General features: G+C 51.6%; 13 protein-coding genes. 10 read left to right on the forward strand and 3 right to left on the reverse strand.

Annotated features, from left to right (window positions below; genetic code table 11):
* Nucleotides 1–5 precede the first annotated feature (5 nt).
* The 3 genes from GCU39_RS29135 to GCU39_RS29145 all read left to right on the forward strand — a co-directional run bounded on the left by GCU39_RS29135 (nucleotide 6) and on the right by GCU39_RS29145 (nucleotide 9831).
* Entirely contained in the window at nucleotides 6–6800 is a 6795-nt protein-coding gene (locus tag GCU39_RS29135; protein ID WP_193726676.1) for an S-layer homology domain-containing protein, read from the forward strand.
* Nucleotides 6801–6935: 135 nt separating this feature from the next.
* Nucleotides 6936–8069, forward strand: a complete 1134-nt coding sequence (locus GCU39_RS29140; RefSeq protein WP_407671727.1) for a PQQ-dependent sugar dehydrogenase — start codon at nucleotides 6936–6938, stop codon at nucleotides 8067–8069.
* Between the two features lie 406 nt (nucleotides 8070–8475).
* Nucleotides 8476–9831 carry a dipeptidase gene (locus GCU39_RS29145; protein ID WP_152396679.1) on the forward strand — a complete coding sequence of 452 codons (1356 nt, stop codon included), beginning with the start codon at nucleotides 8476–8478 and terminating at the stop codon, nucleotides 9829–9831.
* Between the two features lie 102 nt (nucleotides 9832–9933).
* Here GCU39_RS29145 and GCU39_RS29150 read toward each other — a convergent pair whose 3' ends face one another.
* Nucleotides 9934–11319: a sulfatase family protein gene (locus tag GCU39_RS29150; protein WP_152396680.1), complete on the reverse strand. Its 1386-nt coding sequence runs from the start codon at nucleotides 11317–11319 to the stop codon at nucleotides 9934–9936.
* 218 nt (nucleotides 11320–11537) lie between these two features.
* On the opposite strand from GCU39_RS29150, the gene GCU39_RS29155 reads away from it, so the two are divergent.
* Genes GCU39_RS29155 through GCU39_RS29165 form a run of 3 tightly spaced genes read left to right on the forward strand, consistent with a single transcriptional unit; the run spans nucleotide 11538 to nucleotide 16642 of the window.
* Nucleotides 11538–13127, forward strand: coding sequence for a TerB N-terminal domain-containing protein (locus GCU39_RS29155; protein ID WP_152396681.1), 1590 nt, complete (start codon nucleotides 11538–11540; stop codon nucleotides 13125–13127).
* A 9-nt stretch (nucleotides 13128–13136) separates the two neighbouring features.
* Nucleotides 13137–14456 (forward strand): ATP-binding protein, encoded by a 1320-nt coding sequence (locus GCU39_RS29160; protein WP_152396682.1) that lies wholly within the window; start codon nucleotides 13137–13139, stop codon nucleotides 14454–14456.
* Nucleotides 14453–16642 carry a DEAD/DEAH box helicase gene (locus GCU39_RS29165; RefSeq protein ID WP_152396683.1) on the forward strand — a complete coding sequence of 730 codons (2190 nt, stop codon included), beginning with the start codon at nucleotides 14453–14455 and terminating at the stop codon, nucleotides 16640–16642. Before GCU39_RS29160 ends, GCU39_RS29165 begins: the two co-directional genes overlap by 4 nt.
* Before the next feature lie 74 nt (nucleotides 16643–16716).
* Here the strand turns inward: GCU39_RS29165 and GCU39_RS29170 are convergent, their stop codons facing one another.
* Nucleotides 16717–18375, reverse strand: coding sequence for an MDR family MFS transporter (locus GCU39_RS29170; RefSeq protein ID WP_152396684.1), 1659 nt, complete (start codon nucleotides 18373–18375; stop codon nucleotides 16717–16719).
* Nucleotides 18376–18399: 24 nt separating this feature from the next.
* A complete protein-coding gene (locus GCU39_RS29175) occupies nucleotides 18400–18828 on the reverse strand; it encodes a MarR family winged helix-turn-helix transcriptional regulator (protein ID WP_152396685.1) in 429 nt (142 codons plus the stop codon).
* Nucleotides 18829–19121: 293 nt separating this feature from the next.
* Between GCU39_RS29175 and mutT the strand changes: the two genes are divergently transcribed.
* From mutT to GCU39_RS29195, 4 genes are all read left to right on the forward strand, one after another.
* A complete protein-coding gene (mutT, locus tag GCU39_RS29180; RefSeq protein ID WP_227793371.1) occupies nucleotides 19122–19523 on the forward strand; it encodes an 8-oxo-dGTP diphosphatase MutT in 402 nt (133 codons plus the stop codon).
* A 2-nt stretch (nucleotides 19524–19525) separates the two neighbouring features.
* Nucleotides 19526–19858, forward strand: coding sequence for a nucleoside triphosphate pyrophosphohydrolase (locus GCU39_RS29185; protein ID WP_152396686.1), 333 nt, complete (start codon nucleotides 19526–19528; stop codon nucleotides 19856–19858).
* Nucleotides 19859–19884: 26 nt separating this feature from the next.
* Nucleotides 19885–21549, forward strand: coding sequence for a PucR family transcriptional regulator (locus GCU39_RS29190; RefSeq protein WP_152396687.1), 1665 nt, complete (start codon nucleotides 19885–19887; stop codon nucleotides 21547–21549).
* 457 nt (nucleotides 21550–22006) lie between these two features.
* Entirely contained in the window at nucleotides 22007–23470 is a 1464-nt protein-coding gene (locus tag GCU39_RS29195; protein ID WP_152396688.1) for a CoA-acylating methylmalonate-semialdehyde dehydrogenase, read from the forward strand.
* Nucleotides 23471–23473 lie beyond the last annotated feature (3 nt).

A 23473-nucleotide genomic window follows, 5' to 3' on the forward strand; every position in this document is an offset into this window, starting at 1 on the left:
ATTGTATGCGTTCAAAGTCAATGAAGCACAGAGCGTCTGGGCAGAAAGGGGTGGCGGGTTACACGAGAATGAAGCGTGGACTGAGTCTGTTTCTAGTGCTGGGACTGATATTTCCGCTCGTAAGTATGCTAGTAATGCCCGAGACTGCGCAGGCTGCGACTTCTGTGGTTGTTAAAGAGCAGAATGAGGCAGCGACCGGCGTGTTAACCAGTGTTGCATTCGGGAATGGGAGATTTGTTGCCGTCGGGAGAAACCGAAGTATCTCGACCTCAGACGATGGAGTAAAATGGACAGTCGTTCCGAGGGATGTTAGCGCTCCGACATTCAAGACCGTCGTGTTCGCGAACGGTAAATTTGCAGGGATTGATGGCACGACGACCAAGGTGTACATCTCGACGGATGGAAGCGATTGGAGTGCGCAGGAGGTTGGGATTGTTCCTGCTAAGATTAAAGTCGCGAACGATCGTTTCTTTATATGGCAATCTTCATACGTACCAGGATCGAATCCGCCTGTCTATGACGTGAAATTGTACGCGTCCCAGAACGGCGTCGCTTGGTCCGACACGAAAATAAAGCATACAGGATCATCGCCGATCCCTGGAATGCAGGATATTACAGATATTACGTATAACGGATCGAAATACATCGTATCTGCGTTGACGGCAACGTTCTATTCCTCATCGGATCTACAGAACTGGTCGACGAATACATTAACGGACATCGTTCTTAATCAGTATGATTCCATGTGGCCGAACATGAATAATGTCATCTACCTGAAGGATCGATTCTTTACCTATACCGGAGCCACGATGGACGGGAAACCGAAGCTGTTCACATCGACCGACGGCGGTAGTTGGTCCACGAACTCATCCTGGAATAACGCTCCGTTCTCAGGCGGTGCGGCTTTGAATAACAAATATATTCTGCTCGGCACCGGGAAGCTCTATGTTTCCAATGACGCCGCCCCGCTGGATTTCAATCAATGGACGACGATTGATCTTACCCCTGCGGTGAGCTTTGATAGTATCGCGTATGGCAATACCAAATACGTTGCTTCCAGCAGCAGCGGGATTTTCGTCTCCTCCGATCTAGTAAAGTGGAGTAATGTAAGTGCGAACCTGAAGAGCATTACCGCGGACACCAATGGCAACTATGTTGCTGTAGCGAACAATGGGTCTTATGGTTCGATTTATCAATCGACGGATGCATCTAGTTGGAAGGAGGTCACGCCATCTCAAGTTCCGGGGTTGAACGCAGTAACATACGGCGGGAATGGCTACGTTGGCGTTACCAATACCGTCTCAGGCGGTAATGCCAAGGCGCTTGTATCGTCTGACAGTACGACTTGGGCCTCGAAAGATACCGGAATCAAAGCACGATTAATGGGTGTTGCATATGGTGCAGGTTTATATGCGACAGTCACTTATACTGGAGACATCTATACATCAACGGATGGTTCGTCTTGGACTTCAAGGTATAGCAATGCCAATTATCGATTTAACACAATTGCATTCGTGAACAATCAATTCATTGCGCTTGGCACCAAGTATGAGAGTGGCAAGGCAAGTGGCATCGTCATTGCCAAGTCTTCGAATGGAATCGATTGGGGTACGCCTGCCGAAGTGAACAAGCCAGACACGAATATGACAGGGATAACCTATAACGGCAGTACATATGTAATGGTAGGTTCCTCTACGCTTAGTGCAGGTCCGGGTTGGATTTTAAAATCTACGGATTTAACGAACTGGCAGGATGTTACGAGCAATCCAATTCGATTCAATTCGGTACAAGCTGGAAGCGGCATTTTGGTGGCTGTGGGCAGCAGCGGAGGCGTGTTTACGTCCGTTGACGGCGACATTTGGATTCCGGGTGGGTCGAAATTAACCTCCAATCTTACAAGTATTCTCTTTGAGAAGGGCAGCTTCAAAGTCGTCGGTGATAATTTCTCTAAAATGATTATCATTCCGCCTGCAGTAGGCGCGCAGAGCGTTCAGGCATCCGCTGCGACGTTGACGCCGATCGCAGGCCAAGAGGATGAAATTACGTTGACGGTACTCGATTCGGAAGGAAATACAGACGTAAATTTTGACGGCAACAAAAACGTGACCGTCAATGGGGTGTTGCCTGCACCGGGCGGCACTTACGGCAGCTTCCATGGGAAGGAGCTAAGTCTATCGTCGACAATAGTATCCGTTCCTTTCTCGGATGGTGTGGCCAAAGCGCAATTGAAGCTTAACCGGGCGGATGCCCAGTCCATGGTGTTCCAAGTGGAAGGCGTCGCTGCTAATAAGACGAATGCATTGAACATCGTGGCTGCGCCAGGCAGTGCCGTAACGATGAATTGGTTGCTAGATATTACGGCTCCTGCCGTGAACGGCGGCATGTTCGCGAAGCAGCCGATCATTAAGCTGCAGGATGTCTACGGGAACATAGACAGAAATGATAACAGTACGGTGGTGACAGCATCGAAGAAGGATGCGGGCGATTGGACGCTGACGGGCACGCTAAGCAGGAAGGCGTCGGCTGGCGTCATCACTTTCGTTGGATTAGGAACAGCGAATGATGAAGCCGTCTCGGGCGCGCAGTTGCAATTCAAGGCCGCAGCTTTCCTGGATCTTGTGAGTACCGCGGTCAACCTTCCGGCGCCGGTGGGGGCGCAGAGCGCAACCGCTGTTGCTCAGAATGCGAACCCTGGCGTTGGTGTAGAGCAAGTTGTGACAATGACGGTGAGCAATGCGCTAGGAAAGACGGATAAGAACTTCAACGGTGCGCATGACATAACGGTATCAGGCGTTGGGCAAGCGCCGGACGGTTCGTATGGAAGCTTGGGCGGCGAGAAGCTGACCGCTCCTGATCATACGGTTCCGGTTACGTTCACAAGTGGCATAGCTACGGTGAAGCTGGCATTGAACAAAGCAGCAGCACAGTCGATTCAATTCAACATTGCTAACGTTGCGGTATCGAATACAAGTGCGATTAGCATTACGCCGGTTGCAGGTACAACAGCCTCCATGAAGCTAAGCCGAGATATCACGGCTCCGAGCCATAATGGCAGTGTGTTTGCGCAGCAGCCGATCATCGAACTGCTGGATGCATTCGGCAATATTAGCGTGAATGATAACAATACGGATGTGACTGCGTCACAGAAAGATGCGGGCGAGTGGACATTGACGGGCGTTGTGACCGTAAAGGCCAAGAATGGACTCGTGACGTTCAACGACCTAGGTGCGACCAATGATGAAGGCGTCACCGGTGCGCAGCTGCAATTCAAGGCAGCGGGCTTGTCCGATGTGTCGAGCGCCGCGGTGAATCTTCCGGCACCAGCAGGAGCGCAGAGCGTAACTGCAGCAGCGAATAACATCAATCCAAGCGTCGGCACGGATGTGGAAATTACACTTACGGTATTAAATTCGTTAGGACATACGGACAAGACATTTAATGGTGCGCAGGATGTCATTGTGACAGGTTATCAGCAAGCGCCGAATCAATCCTATGGAAGCTTCAAGGGAACCGATTTGACCGCATCGCCGAATACGGTCAGCGTCATGTTTGTGGATGGGGTAGCAAAGGCCAACTTGAAGTTGAATAAATCGGGTCTTCAATCAATTGTCTTCCGCATTGTTAACGTTGCGAAGCAGGATACGAATTCACTTGATCTCGCATGGGTTGCAGGCAACACAGCATCGATGGAGCTTACGACGGAAATTGCGGCCCCGGCAAGCAATGGTGGCGTATTCGCAGCACAGCCAGTTATCACGCTGCTTGATAAGTACGGTAACGTGAACAAAGGCGATAACAGCACCATTGTCACCGCATCGCAGAAAGATACGGGGTTATGGACACTAACCGGTGACACAGCTGTAACAGCTAAGGCAGGGATCGTGACATTTACCAACTTGGGAACGGCCAATGATGCAGGCGTCACGGGCGCACAATTGCAATTCCAGGCAGCAGGCTTGACGGAAATCACGAGCGCGGCGGTAAATCTTCCAGCTCCAGCTGGCGCGCAGAGCGCTTCAGCAGTGGTCGAGAAGACGAACCCTGGCGTTGGTGAAGAGACCGAAGTGACGTTAACCGTCAAAAATTCGCTAGGACATACGGATACGACATTTGAAGGCGATCAGGATGTGACAGTAACGGGTTATATGCAGGCGCCAGCCGGTTCGTATGGCACATTCTACGGCACCGATCTAACGGCTTCGCCGAATACGATCCGTGTTCCATTCGTGAAGGGCGTCGCGGAAGCGAAGTTAATCTTACACAAATCTGATCCGCAATCGATTGGCTTCCGGATCGGCAATGTTGCAGCACCGGATACCAATCCGTTGAACATAAGTCCAGTCGCAGGCAGCGCAGTATCCATGAAGCTTACATCCAACATTGCAGCGCCTGTGAATAATGGCAGTGCATTTGCGGCACAGCCTGTCATCACGCTGTTTGATACGTACGGTAATGTGAGTGCGGGCGATAACAGCACGGTTGTAACCGCATCGATCAAGGATGCTGGGGCGTGGAAGCTGACAGGTACCGTGACGGCGACTGCCCAAGCGGGTATTGCCACATTCTCAGGGCTTGGCGCAACGAATGAAGCTGAAGTCATTGGAGCACAATTAGCATTCCATGCAGGTACGATGGCAGAAGTTCTGAGTGCAGTTGTGGATCTCCCTTGGCCATCGCTTACGGCACCAAGTATTGAGTCCGTAACAGCGGGCGACGGACATGCTCTTTTGCAATGGAGTGCCATGTACGGATCGGTAAGTTACGCCGTATATCAGCGGACAGATGCCGAAGTCTATGATAAGGAGCTTGCAGTCGTAGACAGCTCGGTTACGAACTATGATGCGGTAGGACTAACGAACGGCACAACGTATCATTTCGTGGTCAAAGCCATTAATCCAGGGGGCATAAGCATCGCGTCTAATGAAGTGAGCGCGACGCCGCAAGTGCCGGTACCAGGTGCGCCGATCCTGCAGCCAGCTGTTGCAGGGGATACTCAGATTCATCTGGAGTGGGGTCCTGTAGATGGGTCGACAGGTTATAAAGTGTATCAAAGTCAAACGTCAGGTGTATATGGCGCGGAAATTGCTTCCGTTGCGGGCGCAGTGTACAGCTACGATGTCACGGGGTTGACTAACGGGGAATCCTATTATTTCGTTGTGAAATCGACAAATCCAGGCGGAGACAGCGCAGCATCGAACGAGGTAAGTGCGAAGCCACGAACGGTTCCAGGAGCCCCAACCGATGTACAAGCGACGGCAGGTAACGGCCAAGCAACAATTACATTCAAAGCGCCAACGCATGATGGCGGAAGCTCGATCACGGGTTATGAGGTGACGGTGTCACCGGGGAATACTGTTGTCGCAGGTGCGAATAGCCCAATCATCGTTACGGGTCTTGTCAACGGAACGACGTATTCTTTTACGGTTCAAGCCATCAATAGTGCTGGCAAAAGTGAGGCTTCAGCAGTATCCAATGCGGTTACGCCGTCAGCGCCTACGAGCGGTGGAGGGAATAACACTTCCTATCAACCGAGCACACCTAGCCCGACCGACAATCTCGTGGATGTCATCATGAACGGGAAGGTTATCCATATCGGTAAAGTAACGAAGAAGCAAGTGAATGGACAGACCGTCACAACGGTGACATTGGATCAGAAGAAGCTGGAGGAAATGCTGGCAGCAGAGGGCCGCGGGGCAGTGATCGTGATCCCGGTATCGAATTCCGATGTTGCGATCGGCGAGATCAATGGACAGGTGCTTCAGTTATTGGAAAAGGCAGGGGTGACCCTAACATTGCAGTCGGAGAATGGATCTTACACCATCTCATCTAAGCAGTTAGGCGTAAGCCGGATTATAGATCGGTTTGGTAAGGATGTCGTCCTTCAAGATATTAAAATTCAGATCGAAATCGCCGTACCAAGCGCTGCCGTGTTGGACAAGATTCAGTCCGTAGCTGGCAAAGGGGGCTTTACGCTTGTAGGAACGCCGCTCCATTTCAGCGTCCAAGCATTCTACGGAAGTAAGAGCGTAACGTTGTCTACATTCGATTCGTACGTCGAGCGAACCATTCTTCTGCCTGATGGCGTGGATCCGAACCGAATCACAACTGCGGTTGTGATCGAGGAAGACGGCAGTGTACGTCATGTGCCGACCAAAATCGTGCGCAAAGACGGCAAAGTTGCCGCTGTAATCCGCAGCCTCACGAATAGTACGTATGCGGTCATCTGGCATCCGACTGAGTTTAAAGATGTAGCGCAGCATTGGGCCAAAGATGCAATTACGGACATGGGTTCACGCATGGTAGTGAGCGGCGATGAGAAGGGGAAATTCAACCCAGATCAGCCAATTACGCGAGCCGAGTTCGCCGCAATGCTTGTACGTGGATTGGGATTGAAGCTAGAACAAGGGGAATCGGTGTTCAAGGATGTGTTGGCGTCTGATTGGTATCAGGAAGCAGTTCAGACAGCTTACGCGAATCATTTGATTAACGGTGATCCGAATGGTCAATTCCGTCCTGCAGCGCTCATTACACGGGAGCAGGCAATGGTCATGATCGCGCAGGCGATGAAGCTAACGGGATTAGGGGTTGACTTACCGACAGCGTCCGCAGAACAAGTGCTGCACGCGTTCAAAGATCAACAGCAAGTCTCCGATTGGGCAGCTCAAGGCATTGCATTGAGTGTGCAGGCCGGCATCATCACCGGGCGCAGTGCGACACAGCTTGCGCCGCAAGCGACAATGACGAGAGCTGAAGTTGCAGTGATCATAAAGCGACTGTTGCAGAAATCTAATCTTATCTAATTCATCAAGGTTATCCTTTGAGCCTACTGCTCGAGGGATAACCTTTTTTCATTCACAGGAAAAATAAGGGATCTCTCGAATAAATAACATAAAAGATTGGCCGGGATATCCACGTTCCGTCCATCGAAAGGAGAGATGATATTGAAATTCGCTGCAATCGGCATATTATTCATGTCATTAATGACGGCTGCGTGCACGAAAGAAACCGTTGAAGAACAGCGACCAGGGTTGGTAGAAGAACAAGCGGACCTGCCTTATCAGGCTGAGGTTGCAGCAGATCAACTCGACGTACCATGGGAGATGGATGTGGCGCAGGATGGAAGAATCTTCATCGCCGAGCGATCAGGACAAGTTCGTGTGATGATAGAAAATCAGCTGCAGTCGGAACCATTGATTGATCTTGCAGAGGACATCTACCAGGAGGCAGAGAGCGGATTGCTTGGGCTGGTGCTCGATCCTCGTTTTGAGCAGAATCACTATCTCTATGTCTATCATACCTATGAACGGGATGGCGCCCTATATAATCGGGTGCTTCGCCTGAAAGAGCAGAACAATCGAGCGGCGGTGGATCGCATCCTTCTGGATGGGCTTGGCGGCGGGACGTCTGGTAACCATAACGGTGGACGAATGAAGATCGGGCCAGACGGCAAGCTGTATGTGACGATGGGGGAGCAATATCAACCCTTGCTAGCGCAGGACCCGAATGTCAGATCCGGCAAAATTCTGCGCATCAACCTGGACGGGTCGATTCCTTCTGATAATCCGACGGCAGGGTCGCCGATCTACAGCATGGGCCACCGGAATCCGCAAGGTTTGGCGTGGCATCCTGAGACAGGTAAGCTGTATGCATCCGAACATGGTCAATCGGCGCATGACGAGATCAATATCATCGAAGCGGGTGCGAACTACGGATGGCCCGTGATCGAAGGCGACGAGACGTCATCCGAGCAGCCGGCTCTCAAGACGCCAATCATTCATAGCGGCGAGGAGACGTGGGCGCCATCCGGGATCACATTCGTCTCGCAAGGGCCGTGGAAAGGACACCTGCTTGTTGCGAATTTACGCGGACAGCAGGTGCTTCGTATGACGCTTGATGCGAGCGGAGAGAAAGTGACGGATGTGCAGGCTCTTTTCCGCAGCTATGGTCGAATTCGGAATGTATATGAAGCGCCGGGCGGCGTGCTGTACCTCATGACCAACAGCCGTGATGGTCGCGGGAATCCGCAGGAGGGAGACGACAAGCTGATTCGTCTTGTGCCGAAGGGGTAGGTGACGTAGAACTGTTGCGCATGCCTTATCTATGGCGGTCATGGTGTGGTGGGCACCTATGTTGGAAATCTGCACGAACTTTGGCTCTATATGATGTTGAATACAGGCTATAATGGATATTTGCATCAAAACCGAGACTATTTGAGCGTAGTAGGGATGTATTTAGCGTTCTACAGTGCAAAAATCCAGTATAGATCGTTTTTTATGCGAATAGGCAGTTGTATACTGGATAAATTCCAGCATAGATTACGAATCGCTGGCTGAGGCTGCTCTGACCCTAGGTGCAGGATTACCAACTCGATAACGAATGCATCATCTTGTTGCTCAAATTTTTCGTAATTTCACAAAAACGTAGTACAATAGAGACATACATATCTATTTTCAGATTGAGGAGGACTTCCATTACATGAGTTATGAGACGTATTTTCAGACCAATAGAGAGAAGCATCTAAGCCAGCTGCAAGAGTGGCTTGCAATTCCGAGTATATCTGCCTTGTCCGCGCACAAAGGGGATGTGAATCGCGCAGCGGAATGGCTTGCGAACCACCTGAAAGAAATCGGACTCGAGCACGTCGAAGTTCATCAGACGAACGGACATCCGATTGTGACGGCCGATTATCTGCACGCGCCGGGCAGACCGACGATTCTCGTGTACGGCCACTATGACGTTCAACCGGTCGATCCGCTGAACTTGTGGACGACGCCGCCGTTTGAACCATCGATTCGTGACGGCAAATTGTATGCGCGCGGCGCAACGGATGATAAGGGACAATTGTTCTTGCATGTGAAGGCAATTGAAGCGATTTTGGCGGAGGAGAAGCAATTGCCCGTCAACATCAAGCTGTGCATCGAAGGGGAAGAGGAGATTTCTAGCGCCAGCCTCCCGCCATTCTTGGAAGCGAATCGCGAGAAGCTCGCTTGCGATGCGATCCTGATCTCGGACACGTCCTTGCTCGAACCGGGCAAGCCAGCGATCAGCACAGGACTCCGCGGATTATGCTCCCTCGAAGTAATCGTGAATACGGCGAATACGGACCTTCATTCCGGGACGTATGGCGGCGGTGTGCCGAACGCGCTGCATGCCATCGTATCCTTGCTTGCAACACTGCATGACGAGCAAGGCCGCATCGCGGTGGACGGCTTCTACGAAGGCGTGCCGGAGCTATCGACGATGATGCGCGAAGAGTTCGCGAAGCAGGGCTTGAACGAGGATGCGCTTAGAAATTCGCTTGGGCTTGAATCGCTCTATGGCGAAGAGGGGTATTCGTTCGTTGAACGTATTGGCGCGAGACCGACGCTGGAGCTCAACGGCGTCTACGGTGGATTCCAAGGGGAAGGCACGAAGACGGTCATTCCGAAGGAAGCGCATGCGAAAATTACTTGCCGTTTGGTAGGTGATCAGGACCCGCAAGATATGCTCGATAAAATTAGAAAGCATCTGAACGCCCACATTCAGCCGGGTGCGACGCTTACGATCATCGACGGCGAGAAAGCCCGTGCATTCAATATCGATCCGACGGATCGCGTCTTGCAAGTGGCAGCGGATGCCTATGGTACGGTCTATGGTACACGCGCATTGTTCACGAAAGATGGGGGATCGATCCCAATTGTCGAGACGTTCTCGCGCGTGCTCGAGGCGCCGGTCGTGATGATGGGCTTCGGATTGCCGGATGAGAACTTGCATGCACCCAATGAGCATTTTAACCTGGAGAATTTCGATAAAGGTCTGCTCACCATTGTTGAATTTTTGAAGACTGTCTAATTAATCACATAAACCGTCTGGGAGAGATCCGAGGCGGTTTTTTGATGGGCGGGTAAATCAAAAGCTGCTTCCGGCTGTGTCCAGAAGCAGCTTTTTTGTATGTTACGAAGAATGATGAGGAGAGGAGAGCAGTACGGGAACTTCTTGCAGAATATCGTCATGATCTACCATCCAAGCTTGCAGTGCTGCAGCCAAACGGTGAAGATGTTCCGCATTCGCTGGGTGCTCGGATACATCCTTCGTCTCCCAAGGGTCCTGCGCCAGATCGAATAGTTGAAGGCGATCCGTGCCTCGGCCGGAGCTTGCGGACACGTAATAGCGAATCAGCTTCCAACGGCCGTCCTGAATTGTCCGTTGAATGTCGGCATAGACCGTACCGACGACGTTCTTCGCTCGCAGCTCGTCTTGAAGCAGCGGAACCATGCTGGTTCCGTCTGTTACTGGCTGCGGGATGCCGCATAACTCGGCAACCGTTGGGAAGATATCGATATTGCTGGTCAACGCTTGCACCTGCTTGTCGCTAGGAATACCAGGCCCTTTCATGATGAGCGGAATATGAATGCTGTGCTCGAACATGTTCTGTTTGCCCATCAAGCCGTGCTGACCGATTGCAATGCCATGGTCTGCGGTATACACGATGATGGTGTTGTCTTCGATGCCTTTGGCTTTCAGCGCCTGCACGACTCTTGAGATCTGGGCATCCATGTGCGTAATCATGCCATAATAATCGGCGATATGCCGGCGTATTTCATCCTCGTCTCGCGGTTTTGCTGCCAGATGCTCATCCCGTACGTCCATGTCCCCGTTATCGAAAGGGAACGCTGTGCTGTAATTGGGCGGAAGCGGGATCTCACTAGGCGGATACATACTGGCATACGGCTCGGGCGCTGTACGCGGATCGTGTGGAGAGGTATAGGCGATGTAGAGATAGAAAGGCTGCTCTTGCGTATAATTCTCTACAAATTGCACAGCTGCATCGGTGAACAGCTCCGAAGAGAAACCATCGGCGATGGTTTCCCGTGTGGACGGATATTCGCCGCTTGGATCGAAATCCTGGACAGGCACGGCCGTGTGATCGCTCATGCCGCCGAAGAACAGCTTATCGCCGCCGGTGAAGCTGCGGGCAAAGCTGGGCTTGTCGTTGTGCCATTTGCCGACGGCATGCGTGACATAGCCAGCGTTCTTCAGCGCTTGCGGCATGAGCAGGACATCGGATCTTAGCGTGATCGCATGATCCCAGTTGGTGACATCGTTCCCGATCATGGAACGGAAGATAGACAGACCAGAGTTAACGCAGGCTCGGCTCGGCGCGCATACGGCTCCGGTCAACCCCCCCATAATGTGGGTGCTGCAAAATGTCGTTCCTTCCTTGGCAAGCGTATCAAGCGTAGGGGTAAAGACATCCTTATTCCCGAAGGCGCGTATCGATTCGGCACGATGATCGTCTGCGATGATGAATACGACATTCGGTTGCTTCACTTGATTCATGTGACTGCTCCTCTCACATAACATGATTTGATGGGAAAAAGATTCGAACATATCTTAGCCCCCACAAGTTAACAGAGTTTAGTAGGAGTGTCAAGGTCGGATTCGCGCTGCTTTTTTTGTTTATGATGCCGGTTACAAGATTACATTCGATTCAACCAATGTTATAATTAGAACATACATTCGAGTCGCGTGACGACCTTTGAGGTGTTCAAATTCTAATGACGAATCACAATCATGAAGTGAAATTTGCAGAAATCGAGCTGGGGGAAGAGGAAGCGAAGAGCGCAGGCATGTCGATCCCACCAAGACCGGAGGCGCCTGAGCAAGATGCGACGAGAGAAGAAGTTACAGCGACACCGGTGATTCAGCCTGTCCGAAATTATCCGACGGGGGAGCAGCGATTCCTGGATCGAGCGAAGCAGATGGAGGATCACGTCGAACCGGAGACGCCGTTCGTGCCATTCATGACCTATTGGCCGACCTATAGCAATATGGATGCCGCACAGACGAAGTGGTATTACTATTGGCGCAGCGAGGTTCGCAGCGGACGCTACCCGGAGACGGATCTATCGTATATATTTCTCTACATTTATGAGTTAATCAATGGCGTAGGCTGGCAGGAGCCGATGGAAGGGTACCGATCTTTGCTCGCGTTATGGGATGCCTATCGATCGCAATATGCGAAGTTAAATTTCTATATCGTGGACTGGATCGCCGATTTCATACTCGTGCACAGGCTTGATATCTCGTTCCAAGAGATGATGTGCCGTTCGACGTACGGATTGAATGGGGAGTTGCTTGATCTGGAACTCATGCGCGGGCTGTATGCGGAACCGGTTGATGTCTCATGGGACATGCTGCAGAAGCTGTCCAACTATAACGTACAGCAGAGCAAGTATTATACAGGCGACGGTGGGGTCCATATGGAGACGCATATCCCGCGTGTGGTTGCGCTTGTCGACGCCTATTATCGGAAGACGCAAGGCTGTAGATTGATTGAGTTGTTTAAGCCAGGCCGAGAAGTGCAGCGCGAGCGATACCTGTTCGGCAGCGCGGTCTATGATACATCATTATATGGCCGAACGTTGACGGTCCACACGGTTCAATTTAGCGAACATAAGCTTCTTCGGGATTGGGTTACCCAGTTGATCCGATATTGCGAGAATCAGCTGCGAGAGCTTAGCGGGTACAAAGGCAAGTTAAGAGGCATTCACATCGATGCCGCCCTGGAGCCGCTCATTACGAGAGCAATAAAAGCGGAATTCGAGCGACGGGCTGCAATGGACCGCGTAGAATCAGAGGTGCAGATTGATCGTGATCGATTGCAGCAGTTGCAGCGGGATTCGGATCACGTGCGCGAATTGTTGACGGTGGAGGAGGAGCCGGTGCGGGAACCGGAGCGCTGCGTCGAGAACGGCACAGGAGATGATGTGGCGGTGGTGGCTGCGAATAGCGGGGCGTATGAGACGTCCATCGAAGCTCCTCTTAGCGATGAGTCGATCGCGGCGGTCCCATCATTCCCAACCCAGACGCCAGATTCTGAACCAATAGATCGTATGCAACTTGATGACAGTTGGCAAGCTTTCCGCGCGGGGCTGACGCCGGCCTATCGTGCCGCTTTATCAGCGCTTGTGCGGGGCAGCTGGGAGAGTGACATGTTCGCGATTGCGCGCGAGCATAACACGATGCCGGCACTGATCATCGATGGTATGAATGATTTGGCGATGGAGACGATTGGCGATTTGATCGTGGACGCAGATGTCCTCGTGGATGAATATATCGAGATGCTTAACAATTACGTAGGATAAGGTGATGACATGCAAGAGATTAGAATCCCGAAGCGGATAACGACCGCGCTGGTGAATTCCTTAACGGCGGGGGTTGTGCCGCGCATAGGGCTGGAGCACGTAGCCGTCGGGCGCAAACCGGAGATCGAGGCGATGCTCACGGATTTGGATAATATTGCAGAAGGCGGTGCTGCATTCCGGATCATCTCGGGCCGCTATGGCAGCGGCAAGAGCTTCCTGCTGCAGACGATCCGCAATTATGCGATGGACAGGAACTTCGTCGTGGCGGACGGCGATTTGTCGCCGGAACGGAGGCTTGTCGGGACAAAAGGACAAGGCCTCGCAACCTATCGTGAACTGATGATGAATTTGTCTACGCGCACAAGACCGGATGGCGGCGCGCTCGAGACGGTGCTGCAGCGTTGGTTCGGAGCATTGCAGCAGCAGGTGATGGAGGAGCGGGGCTTCGCGATGGATGACCCGGCGCTCAATGCCGAGGTGGAGCAGCGCATCGTGCAAGTGACGAACGAGATGCAGAATATGGTGCATGGCTTTGATTTTGCGCGGGTACTGTCCGCGTATTGGATCGGATACCGCATGGGCGATGATGAGCGGAAGCAGTCGGCGATGCGCTGGCTGCGCGGGGAGTTTCCGACGAAGACGGAGGCGAAGCAGGCGCTTGGTGTGGGTGTCATAATCGATGACGATAACTGGTACGATTATATGAAGTTGTGGTCGGAGTTCACGGCCAAGATTGGATATGCCGGGCTGCTGTTGTTCATTGACGAAGGCGTGAATCTGTACAAAATATCGAACAGTATCTCCCGTACGAGCAACTACGAGAAGCTGCTGACGATGTTCAACGATACGATGCAGGGTAAGGCACAGCATCTCGGTATCTATCTGGGCGGGACGCCGCAGTTCGTAGAGGACCAGCGCCGAGGCTTGTTCAGCTATGAAGCGCTGCGTTCGCGGTTAATCGAAGGCCGCTATGCCAAAGACAGCTTGCGTACCTACGCAGGTCCGATTCTGAAGCTGGACATGCTGTCTTATGAGGAGATCTTGATCCTCTTGCAGCGGTTAAGACAGATTCATGCACAGCATTTTGGCTACACGCCAACCGTGACAGATGATCAGATGATTGCGTTCATGAAGCTTGCCGTCGGACGGCTCGGTGCGGATGAGCTGTTAACAACGCGCGAGATCGTGCGCGATTTCCTGGATTTGCTGCATACGCTGCATCAGCATCCGGACACATCCTTCGATATCCTGCTTGGCGATCGTACGATACAGCCGGCCGCAGCGAACCCGGATGAAGTGGACGATTTGCTGGCGGAGTTCGAGCTATGAGTGATCACCCATTCTATCGGTTGGCGCCGTTCATACAAGAATATATTTATCGCAAAAGATGGGATACCCTTCGCGAGGCACAGGTTGAAGCATGCCGTGTGTTGTTCGACACGCGAAATCATTTGCTGATCGCATCGGGCACGGCCTCCGGTAAGACGGAGGCGGCGTTCTTCCCAGCGCTTACAGAGCTGCATCATGAGCCGTCGAAGTCGGTGGGCATCCTCTATATTGGGCCGCTCAAAGCGCTCATCAACGATCAATTCGAGCGATTGAAGGAGCTGCTGCAAGAGGCGCATATCCCGGTCTGGCATTGGCATGGCGACGTGCCGCAGTCGGAGAAGACGAAGCTCGTACGGGATCCGTCCGGCGTGCTGCAGATTACGCCCGAATCGCTCGAAGGGCTGCTCATGAATCGGCCGAATGCGATCCCGGCGTTGTTCTACGATCTGAGGTACATTGTTATCGATGAGGTTCATGCCTTCATGGGTGCGGATCGTGGGATGCAGGTGCTGAGCGAGATCGCGAGAATAGAGCGGATGGCCGGTTGCAGACCAAGGCGAATCGGTCTGTCAGCCACCTTGAGCGACTATGCGACGGCATCCGAATGGCTGCGCGCCGGCTCAGTCGAAGGGGTTGAGGTCGTGGCTCCGCAAGGCGGACGCAAACTCAGACTCTCCATCGAGCATTTCTCCTTTCCCAGCGCTCGGGATGAAGAGCAGACGGAGCACCTCGCGCAGGCGACGCGCGCCTATTACGATTATATCTATGACCATACGCGGCTCAAGAAGGCGCTCGTCTTCACGAATAGCCGTTCCGATGCAGAACTCGCAGCCCTTGAACTGCGGCGCACAGCAGGGAGACGTCAGGAGCCGGATGTCTTCCATGTCCATCACGGCAGTATCTCTGCGATGCTGCGTGAAGAAGCGGAGGCCGCGCTGCGAACAGGTCATGGGCCGGCCGTCGCGATGGCGACGGTGACACTGGAGCTCGGGATCGATCTCGGCGAGCTCGAGCGTGTCGTGCAGCTGGAGTCACCGAGCAGCTGCGCGAGCTTCGTTCAGCGGCTGGGCCGATCGGGACGACGCGGGGATATGCCTTCCGAGATGATGTTCGTCATCCCGGAAGAGGAGGACGAGCAGGCACAGCTGCCTGCTCGAATGCCGTGGACGCTGATGCGGGCGATCGCCATCATCGAGCTCTATGTCCGGCACAAATGGGTAGAGCCGCTTAGCCTTCGGAAGAAGCCCGTCGGGCTGCTCTACCATCAGACCATGAGTGTGCTGAAGAGTATGGGGGAGGCGGCGCCGAAGGATCTCGCTCGGATGATTCTATCGCTGCCGCCATTCCAGCATATTTCTCCGGAGGAATATCAGCAGTTCCTACAGTATTTGCTTCAGACAGACCATGTGCAGCGGACCGAAGTGGGCGGCTTGATCATCGGGCTAACGGGGGAGAAGACCGTGAATAATTACCGATTCTATGCGGTCTTCAAGGATGACGAAGAATACGTCGTCTACAACGGCTCCGAAGAGATAGGTTCCATTACGACGGTTCCACCGCCGGAATATTGCTTCTCGCTCGCCGGCAAGCTATGGAAGGTCATCGAGATTGACCGCAAGCATAAAGCCGTCTATGTGAAGCCTTCGCTCGGCAAGGTGGATACATTATGGGTCGGAGGCAGAGGGGACATCCATACGGAAGTCATGCGCAAGATGAGGGATGTTCTCGCGGATAACACGATCTATCCGTACCTGGCGCCACGTGCCGTGAATCGTCTTGAGCGGGCGCGCCGGCTGGCTCGGGAGAGCGGCTTACTGGAGAAGACCGTCATCCCAGCTGGTGGCGACTCGATGTTCATCCTGCCATGGATCGGCACGAAGTCGTTCCGTACGTTGGAGCGGCTCGTGAAGTATCGACTGGCGGATCGACTCTCGCTGCGATCGATCGTACCGATGGAACCGTATTATATGGTTATCTCGGGACGGGCCGATGCCGAAACGCTGCTGGCAGAGATCCAAGCGGAATGCTCGGAAGCGATCGATCCACTCGGCCTGCTGAAGCCGGACGAGTCACCTTACCTTGGCAAATACGATGAATTTGTCCTGCCTGAGCTTGTGCGGCAAGCGTTCGCCGAGGATGGGCTGGATATCGAGGGACTTCGCGCAGCGCTAAGTGTGCAAGAATAGACAGGTAGACATAACACAAAAAAGGAGCCACCAACCTTTCGGTTGGAGCTCCTTTTTCGATATAGCATTTTCTTTTAGTTCATGCTATCGCTCGCAAACACTTGCTTCGTACCAACATCTGTACCCTCAGCCTTTGCTTGCTCACCATCTGCAGCGGCTGCTGGAACCGAATTGGATGTGCGCAGCGGAATTTCTTTTAAGAAGAAGACCAGTGCTAGGGCAAGGAATAGTACGAGCGTGCCTGTCAAGAATACCGTCGATAAAGTCGAGCTTAATGCATCGCGGATCATATCGAGCATTTTCGTAAACAATGGTTGAATGTCTGCTGGCAATTTCGCCATCGTCTCCGTAATTAGCGGTTTGTTCATCAATGTCTGCGGATTCGCAAATGCGGCTAATTGCTTCGCGATATTCGGATCCATCTTCGTCATATCGACGCCATGGGCCGCAGCGGATTGCATTTTATCTGTAATATTGCTCTTCAAGCTGGTGGCCATAACGGAACCCATCACGGCGATCCCGATCGTACCGCCTAAGTTACGGAACAATTGTGAGGATGCGGTCGCAACACCGATTTCTTTATGGGATACTGCATTTTGTGTTGCAAGAGAGAAGACCGGCATGCCAAGTCCAAGACCGATACCGAAAATAATCATACTGATAACAGCCATCGTCACATTCGTCATGAAGACCATAATCGCCATACCAGCGATCATAATCGGTACGCCGAGCATCGCGAAGCGTTTGTATTTCCCGCTCTTCGAGATTTTCTGACCGGTAATGGCAGCCGTAATCATCATGAAGATGGACATCGGCATGGTCACATATCCTGCATACGTCGGTGAAATTTCTAGAACACCTTGCACGAAGAAGGACAAGTAGATCAGGGCGCCCATCATCCCGAAGTTCATCAAGAAACCAATGATGTTCGAGACGGTAACGATTCTGTTCTTGAATAAGGACAGTGGTAGAACAGGGCTTTTCGCATGCTTCTCGACAAAGATAAAGATGATTGCAGATATAATCGAAGCTGCGAGTAATCCTAGGATTTGCGGTGAAACCCATTTATATTCGCTACCTGCCCATGAGAAGGCAAGCAGTAAAGGTACGAGCGATGTTGTTAAGAAAATCGAACCCAGGTAGTCGATCGATTCTGATTTCTTGCGGTCCACTTTCGGGAACAAGAAAATGATCATGAAGAATGCAACAACACCTAGTGGTAAGAAGATCCAGAACACCCAGTGCCAATCCATGTTATCGATCATGTAGCCGCCAAGCGTAGGCCCGATGACACTCGAGAATCCGAAAACGGCGGTCATAAGTCCCGTCCATTTACCACGTTCACGCGGCGGGAACAAATCACCTATAGCAGTGAAGGAAGTCGCCATGATAATCCCTGCGCCGATCCCTTGAATCCCCCGATACGTTATGAACTGATAGACATCGGACGAGGTCCCGGTTAAGAAGGCCCCGACCATAAAGAATAATATACCGGCTAGCAAAAATGGTTTACGTCCATAAATATCGGACAATTTTCCGACCAAGACGGTCGCGATCGTCGACGTTAACAGATAAATGTTAATCGTCCAAGTGTACAAGTTCATACCATCTAGTATGGCAATGATTCTCGGCATCGCCGTACTGCCAATCGTCTGGTTGATCGCCGCGAAGAACATGGCAGCCATGATGGCGATCATGATGGTAATTTTTCTTTTCAAGGATAAATGCTCCATGATGATTCTCTACTCCCTTTAATATTAATTATCTATTTTCGCAAGCACGGTCGTCATAATGCGTTTCAGGTGCTTGATATCTTCGTCCGGTAATGAACCGAAGAACATTGCGATGGTTTCTTTCTGATCTTCCATCACTTGGTGCGTAATCCGTCTTCCCTCCTCGGTAATCTGAATGTAGACGACACGTCGGTCATCTGCTGCACGTGTGCGTTCAATGTAGCCTTCCGACAATAGACGATCGGCTGCGCCAGTCACGGCACCTGAAGTAATGCACAAGGCTTCCGCAAGCTGTGATACCTTCTGCGGACCGTGTTTCTCCAGCTTGAAGAGCATTTTGAATTGAGGGTAGGTTAATTGATGAACCATCCGTTTGTTCCAATTCTGAGTGACCCGTTTGATAAGCGTCTTGAATAGGGTTGTGACTTCAACCAGTTCTGTGTTGATCGGCATGTGAATTCTCCTCGAGAGCTTCAGGGTATGCACGATCTTAGCATGTTCAACAGCAGCTAGCAGGAGCTCACCCCAATGCTCAGTTTATTTGCGATACATATTTTTTATGACTAAAACAATTCACTATCGAATATTTAGACAGTATAAATCTTTTGTTTTAAAACGTCAATAGGTAAAGGAAAAGTGAAAAAGGAAAAAATCGTAAAATAATGTGGGTGGCAGAATAGGCTCCAAATGATATTCTTATAGTAGAAATAAGTTGAAATAACGTGCAAATGAGGATGGAACAAGTCATGAAATGGATAGATGTTGGAGCCGCCATTATTGAGAACGAGGCCGGCGAGATTCTGATCGCAAGGCGGAAGCCAGGCAAATCACAAGCCGGATTATGGGAATTCCCGGGCGGCAAAATTGAATCCGGCGAGTCCATCGTAGCTTGCATTCGGCGGGAGTTGATGGAAGAGCTTCAGATTGATGTTGACATAGGCTCCTATTTCGGCACGCATGAGCATCAATATGAGACAGCCAATATCCGATTAATCGCTTATAAAGTGAGTTACCTTCAAGGGGAAATCCGTCTAATCGACCATGATGCGTACTGTTGGGTACGCCGTGAAGTGCTTCATACGATTGCTTTTGCCCCGGCGGACGTGCAATTTGTTCAGATGCTGCAAGAAGAATTAGAGGAGAAGTGAACATGCCTACTTATACCTATAACAAGCTCGTGCGTGATTTGATACCACAGATCATTGAAGCACAAGGGAAACGAGCGAATACGAGCGTACTCGAAGAATTCGACTATATGGAAGCGTTGAGAGTGAAGTACCGTGAAGAGACGCAGGAGTATTTTGAAGCGAACAACAATGAGGAGGCGCTGGAAGAGCTGGCTGATGCATTAGAGGTCATTCGTGCATTGGCGGTTGGACATGGCGCATCTTGGGACGAGCTCGAACAGATCCGAGCGAAAAAAACTGAGGCGCGTGGGGGATTTCAGAATCGGGTCTATCTGATCGATGTAGTCGAGGATTGACGCACTAGGAGAGGAGAAGCTCGCATATGGAATTCATTCTTACGGTTCATGATATTTTACTGCGTCCTCTTTTTCAGAATGCGGTCGTCGTCGCAGGGGAAGGTGGATTAGCCCGCCGCGTACGCTGGGTGCATATTCTAGAAGTATCGAATTTCGACCAATTGATCAATGGGGAAGAGTTAATCCTAACGACAGGTATTAGCTTTCATTCCGATCCCTCTTATGCCGTGAGCTACGTGGAGGAGCTGGCGAAGCAGAATGCCTCCTGTCTCTGTATTGAACTGGGCCAATTTTTTGATAAACTGCCGGAGGCGATGATTGAGGCGGCGAGCAGACATCAGCTACCGCTAGTTATTTTCCCGCACGGGGTACGGTTCGTGGATATTACGCAAGATTTGCATTCTATGATTATTAATAGTCATCATCGCATTCTGCAAGAATTAGAGAGTGTGTCTAGAGAGTTCCATCGATTGACGTTAACATCGCAAGGGATTACGAATGTCCTAAAGTTGTTACATACGAGTACCAAGGCGCAAGTGATCTACGTTCCGACACAGGGGCAACCCACCTTCAATCCTGCGCTGCCGATCCAGACACAAAAGCGTTATTTGGAAGCGTTATCTAGCCGAATCCCGGAGATCCCGGACCATAAGCCTCATGTCGTGCCAATGGAGTGGGCGTTCGATAACAAAACGATGATTCTACAATCGGTAGGGGCGCTCGGGAAGACTTGGGCCTATATTGTGATGGTGCTCGACCATCCGCCGCAAGAATACGATTATCTGATTCTGGATTCCGCCTCCTTATCGATCTCGCAGGATTTGCTGCGCAAACGGTACATCGAAGAACGGAAATTGTATACCGAGAATTTATGGGTGGACGACCTGCTGCACGTCCGAATCAAGGATGAAGAACAGCTCAAGTCACTGATGGGGACGGATTTCAAAAAGCTGAACGAAGCGCAGTACCGGGTCTGCCTCATCGAATTCGATCAGCAAGGAGATCAGTCGTTCCACGCGGTGGAGGAGGGGACGGAATCAGTCGGGATTCATCTCTCCATGGTACTGCGTTCCATCTTCGAGCAGCATGCCTTCATGCCGTTGATCACGCTGAAGAATAACCGTCTTATTATTGTAGCGATTGATCTTAATCCGAAGCGTCCATCGAAAATACGATTGCAGCAAGTATTCGATTCGCTGCGTCAGATCCAGCTGGATGAGAAAATCGAGGATATGGACTTACTCATCGGCGTCGGACGTTCTTATGTGAAATTAATGAATGCTCATCATAGCTATCAAGAGGCCATTCGGGCCATATCGCTCTATCCGTGTTTCAAGAAACCTGTCATGTTCTTCGAGGATTTGGGCGTCTTTCAACTGCTATTCCATATCGACAATCGCGAGATGCTGGAGTCCTTCGTTCATAGCTATCTGGGACCGCTTATTGATCATGATCTGACCAGAGGAAGCGAATTGATTCGTACGCTCAAAGTCTATCTCGACCATGACGGATCGAAGCAGATTGCTGCTCAGAAATTATTCATTGTCAGGCAATCACTCTATTATCGCTTGGAGAAGATCGCAGAATTGCTCGGTGCCGACTTTATCGAACCGGAGAACCGAATTGCGCTGCAGGTTGCGCTTCGCGGTTACCAGATGCTGAATCCCGATCGTTTATTGAATCAAGATTAAACAAGAACGCTTACCCAGCTGAATGTAGAAGGGTAGGCGTTTTGTCGTCATGAGATAAATTCGTCATTTATGTCAAAAAAATGAAAGATTCTACTTAACAATTTGTCTAATGCATTGATCCTAAAAAAATTTATACTTAATTTCGTAGCACATTAGAATGATTGTAATCGCTTTAAAACGGGATTGATTGTGAGCTCGGCACATACGGCTTTAAGGAGTATCTGGAGACGAAGCAGATTCATGTGGCGTTACAGCCGGCGCCTTCCGGTTGGTTCTGAAGTTAACAGGAAGATTAGCTTGCCCAACGGCATAGGATGATTATAGGCGTATCGCAACATCGTTTTTTCTATAATGGTAGAAAATTTATATTTCTTCCTAACATCCTGTCTAATGTTTTGCACAAGGAAGCTTCTATCTGAACGTAATCTTACATCCTAAATCTTGGGAGGGTACTCACATGTCTGAAGTGAAGACGCAAGTCATGACCATAAAGAACTATATCAACGGCGAATGGATCGAATCCGCGAGCGGCCGTTACGATCAGGTGCCGAACCCGGCAACGGGTGAGATGATCGCGCAGGTGCCGCATTCGACCCGGGCGGAGTTGGACCAAGCGGCGGAAGCGGCTGCGAATGCGTTCGCGACGTGGAAGAACGTTGCGGTACCGCGGCGTGCGCGGATTCTGTTTCGCTATCAGCAATTGCTCGTCGAGCATTGGGAGGAGCTTGCGAAGATCGTCACGATGGAGAACGGGAAGAGCTACACGGAAGCGTATGGCGAAGTGCAGCGCGGGATTGAATGCGTCGAATTCGCAGCGGGTGCGCCGACGCTAATGATGGGCAATCAGCTGCCGGATATCGCGACAGGCGTAGAATCCGGGATGTACCGTTATCCGATCGGGGTGGTCGGCGGCATTACGCCGTTCAATTTTCCGATGATGGTGCCTTGCTGGATGTTCCCGCTCGCGATTGCTTGCGGCAATACGTTCGTGCTGAAGCCTTCGGAGCGTACACCGATCCTCGCGAATCGCCTAGCGGAGCTCTTCGAGCAAGCCGGACTGCCCAAAGGCGTGCTGAATATCGTACATGGTTCCCATGACGTCGTGAACGGCATTCTGGAGAATGAACGCATCAAGGCCGTGTCCTTCGTCGGCTCCCAGCCTGTCGCGGAGTACATCTATAGGACGGCTGCCGCGAATGGCAAACGTGTTCAAGCGCTGGCGGGTGCAAAGAACCATTCTATCGTCATGCCTGATGCGGACCTCGACAACGCGGTAACGAACATTATTAGCGCGGCATTCGGATCGGCTGGCGAGCGATGTATGGCTTGCGCCGTTGTCGTGGCTGTCGGTGACGTGGCGGATGAGTTGGTAGACCGCTTGCTGCAGGCAGCGAACGGAATCAAGATTGGGAACGGCATGCAATCTGACGTGTTTCTTGGCCCTGTCATTCGCGAGGAGAACAAAGCGCGCACGATCAACTATATCGAAATTGGCCAGTCCGAGGGGGCGGTGCTCGTGCGCGACGGTCGATTGGATCAAGCAGTGAACGGCGACGGCTATTTCGTGGGGCCGACGATCTTCGATGAAGTGAAGCCGGGGATGCGGATCTGGAAGGATGAGATTTTCGCTCCCGTGCTGTCGATTGTCAGGGCGAAGAATCTGGCTGAAGCGATTGAGATCGCGAACCAATCCGAATTCGCGAACGGGGCATGTCTCTATACGGATAGCGCGAAGGCGATCCGCCAGTTCCGCGAAGACATCGATGCCGGCATGCTCGGCGTCAACCTAGGCGTTCCGGCACCGATGGCGTTCTTTCCGTTCTCAGGCTACAAGAAGTCGTTCTACGGGGACCTCCATGCGAACGGACGTGACGGCGTAGAATTTTATACACGTAAAAAAATGCTCACAGCCCGTTACTAATCA

Source organism: Paenibacillus guangzhouensis, assembly GCF_009363075.1.
In the GTDB taxonomy this organism is placed as follows: Bacteria; Bacillota; Bacilli; order Paenibacillales; family Paenibacillaceae; genus Paenibacillus_K; species Paenibacillus_K guangzhouensis.

What these genes read in the sequence shown, in the direction of transcription:
- GCU39_RS29190 (WP_152396687.1), top strand. Translation starts at nt 19,885, where the DNA reads ATGGAATTCATTCTTACGGTTCATGATATTTTACTGCGTCCTCTTTTT.
- GCU39_RS29150 (WP_152396680.1), bottom strand. Translation starts at nt 11,319, where the DNA reads ATGAATCAAGTGAAGCAACCGAATGTCGTATTCATCATCGCAGACGAT.
- GCU39_RS29195 (WP_152396688.1), top strand. Translation starts at nt 22,007, where the DNA reads ATGTCTGAAGTGAAGACGCAAGTCATGACCATAAAGAACTATATCAAC.
- GCU39_RS29175 (WP_152396685.1), bottom strand. Translation starts at nt 18,828, where the DNA reads ATGCCGATCAACACAGAACTGGTTGAAGTCACAACCCTATTCAAGACG.
- GCU39_RS29165 (WP_152396683.1), top strand. Translation starts at nt 14,453, where the DNA reads ATGAGTGATCACCCATTCTATCGGTTGGCGCCGTTCATACAAGAATAT.
- GCU39_RS29135 (WP_193726676.1), top strand. Translation starts at nt 6, where the DNA reads ATGCGTTCAAAGTCAATGAAGCACAGAGCGTCTGGGCAGAAAGGGGTG.
- mutT (WP_227793371.1), top strand. Translation starts at nt 19,122, where the DNA reads ATGAAATGGATAGATGTTGGAGCCGCCATTATTGAGAACGAGGCCGGC.
- GCU39_RS29145 (WP_152396679.1), top strand. Translation starts at nt 8,476, where the DNA reads ATGAGTTATGAGACGTATTTTCAGACCAATAGAGAGAAGCATCTAAGC.
- GCU39_RS29170 (WP_152396684.1), bottom strand. Translation starts at nt 18,375, where the DNA reads ATGGAGCATTTATCCTTGAAAAGAAAAATTACCATCATGATCGCCATC.
- GCU39_RS29140 (WP_407671727.1), top strand. Translation starts at nt 6,936, where the DNA reads ATGATATTGAAATTCGCTGCAATCGGCATATTATTCATGTCATTAATG.
- GCU39_RS29160 (WP_152396682.1), top strand. Translation starts at nt 13,137, where the DNA reads ATGCAAGAGATTAGAATCCCGAAGCGGATAACGACCGCGCTGGTGAAT.
- GCU39_RS29155 (WP_152396681.1), top strand. Translation starts at nt 11,538, where the DNA reads ATGACGAATCACAATCATGAAGTGAAATTTGCAGAAATCGAGCTGGGG.
- GCU39_RS29185 (WP_152396686.1), top strand. Translation starts at nt 19,526, where the DNA reads ATGCCTACTTATACCTATAACAAGCTCGTGCGTGATTTGATACCACAG.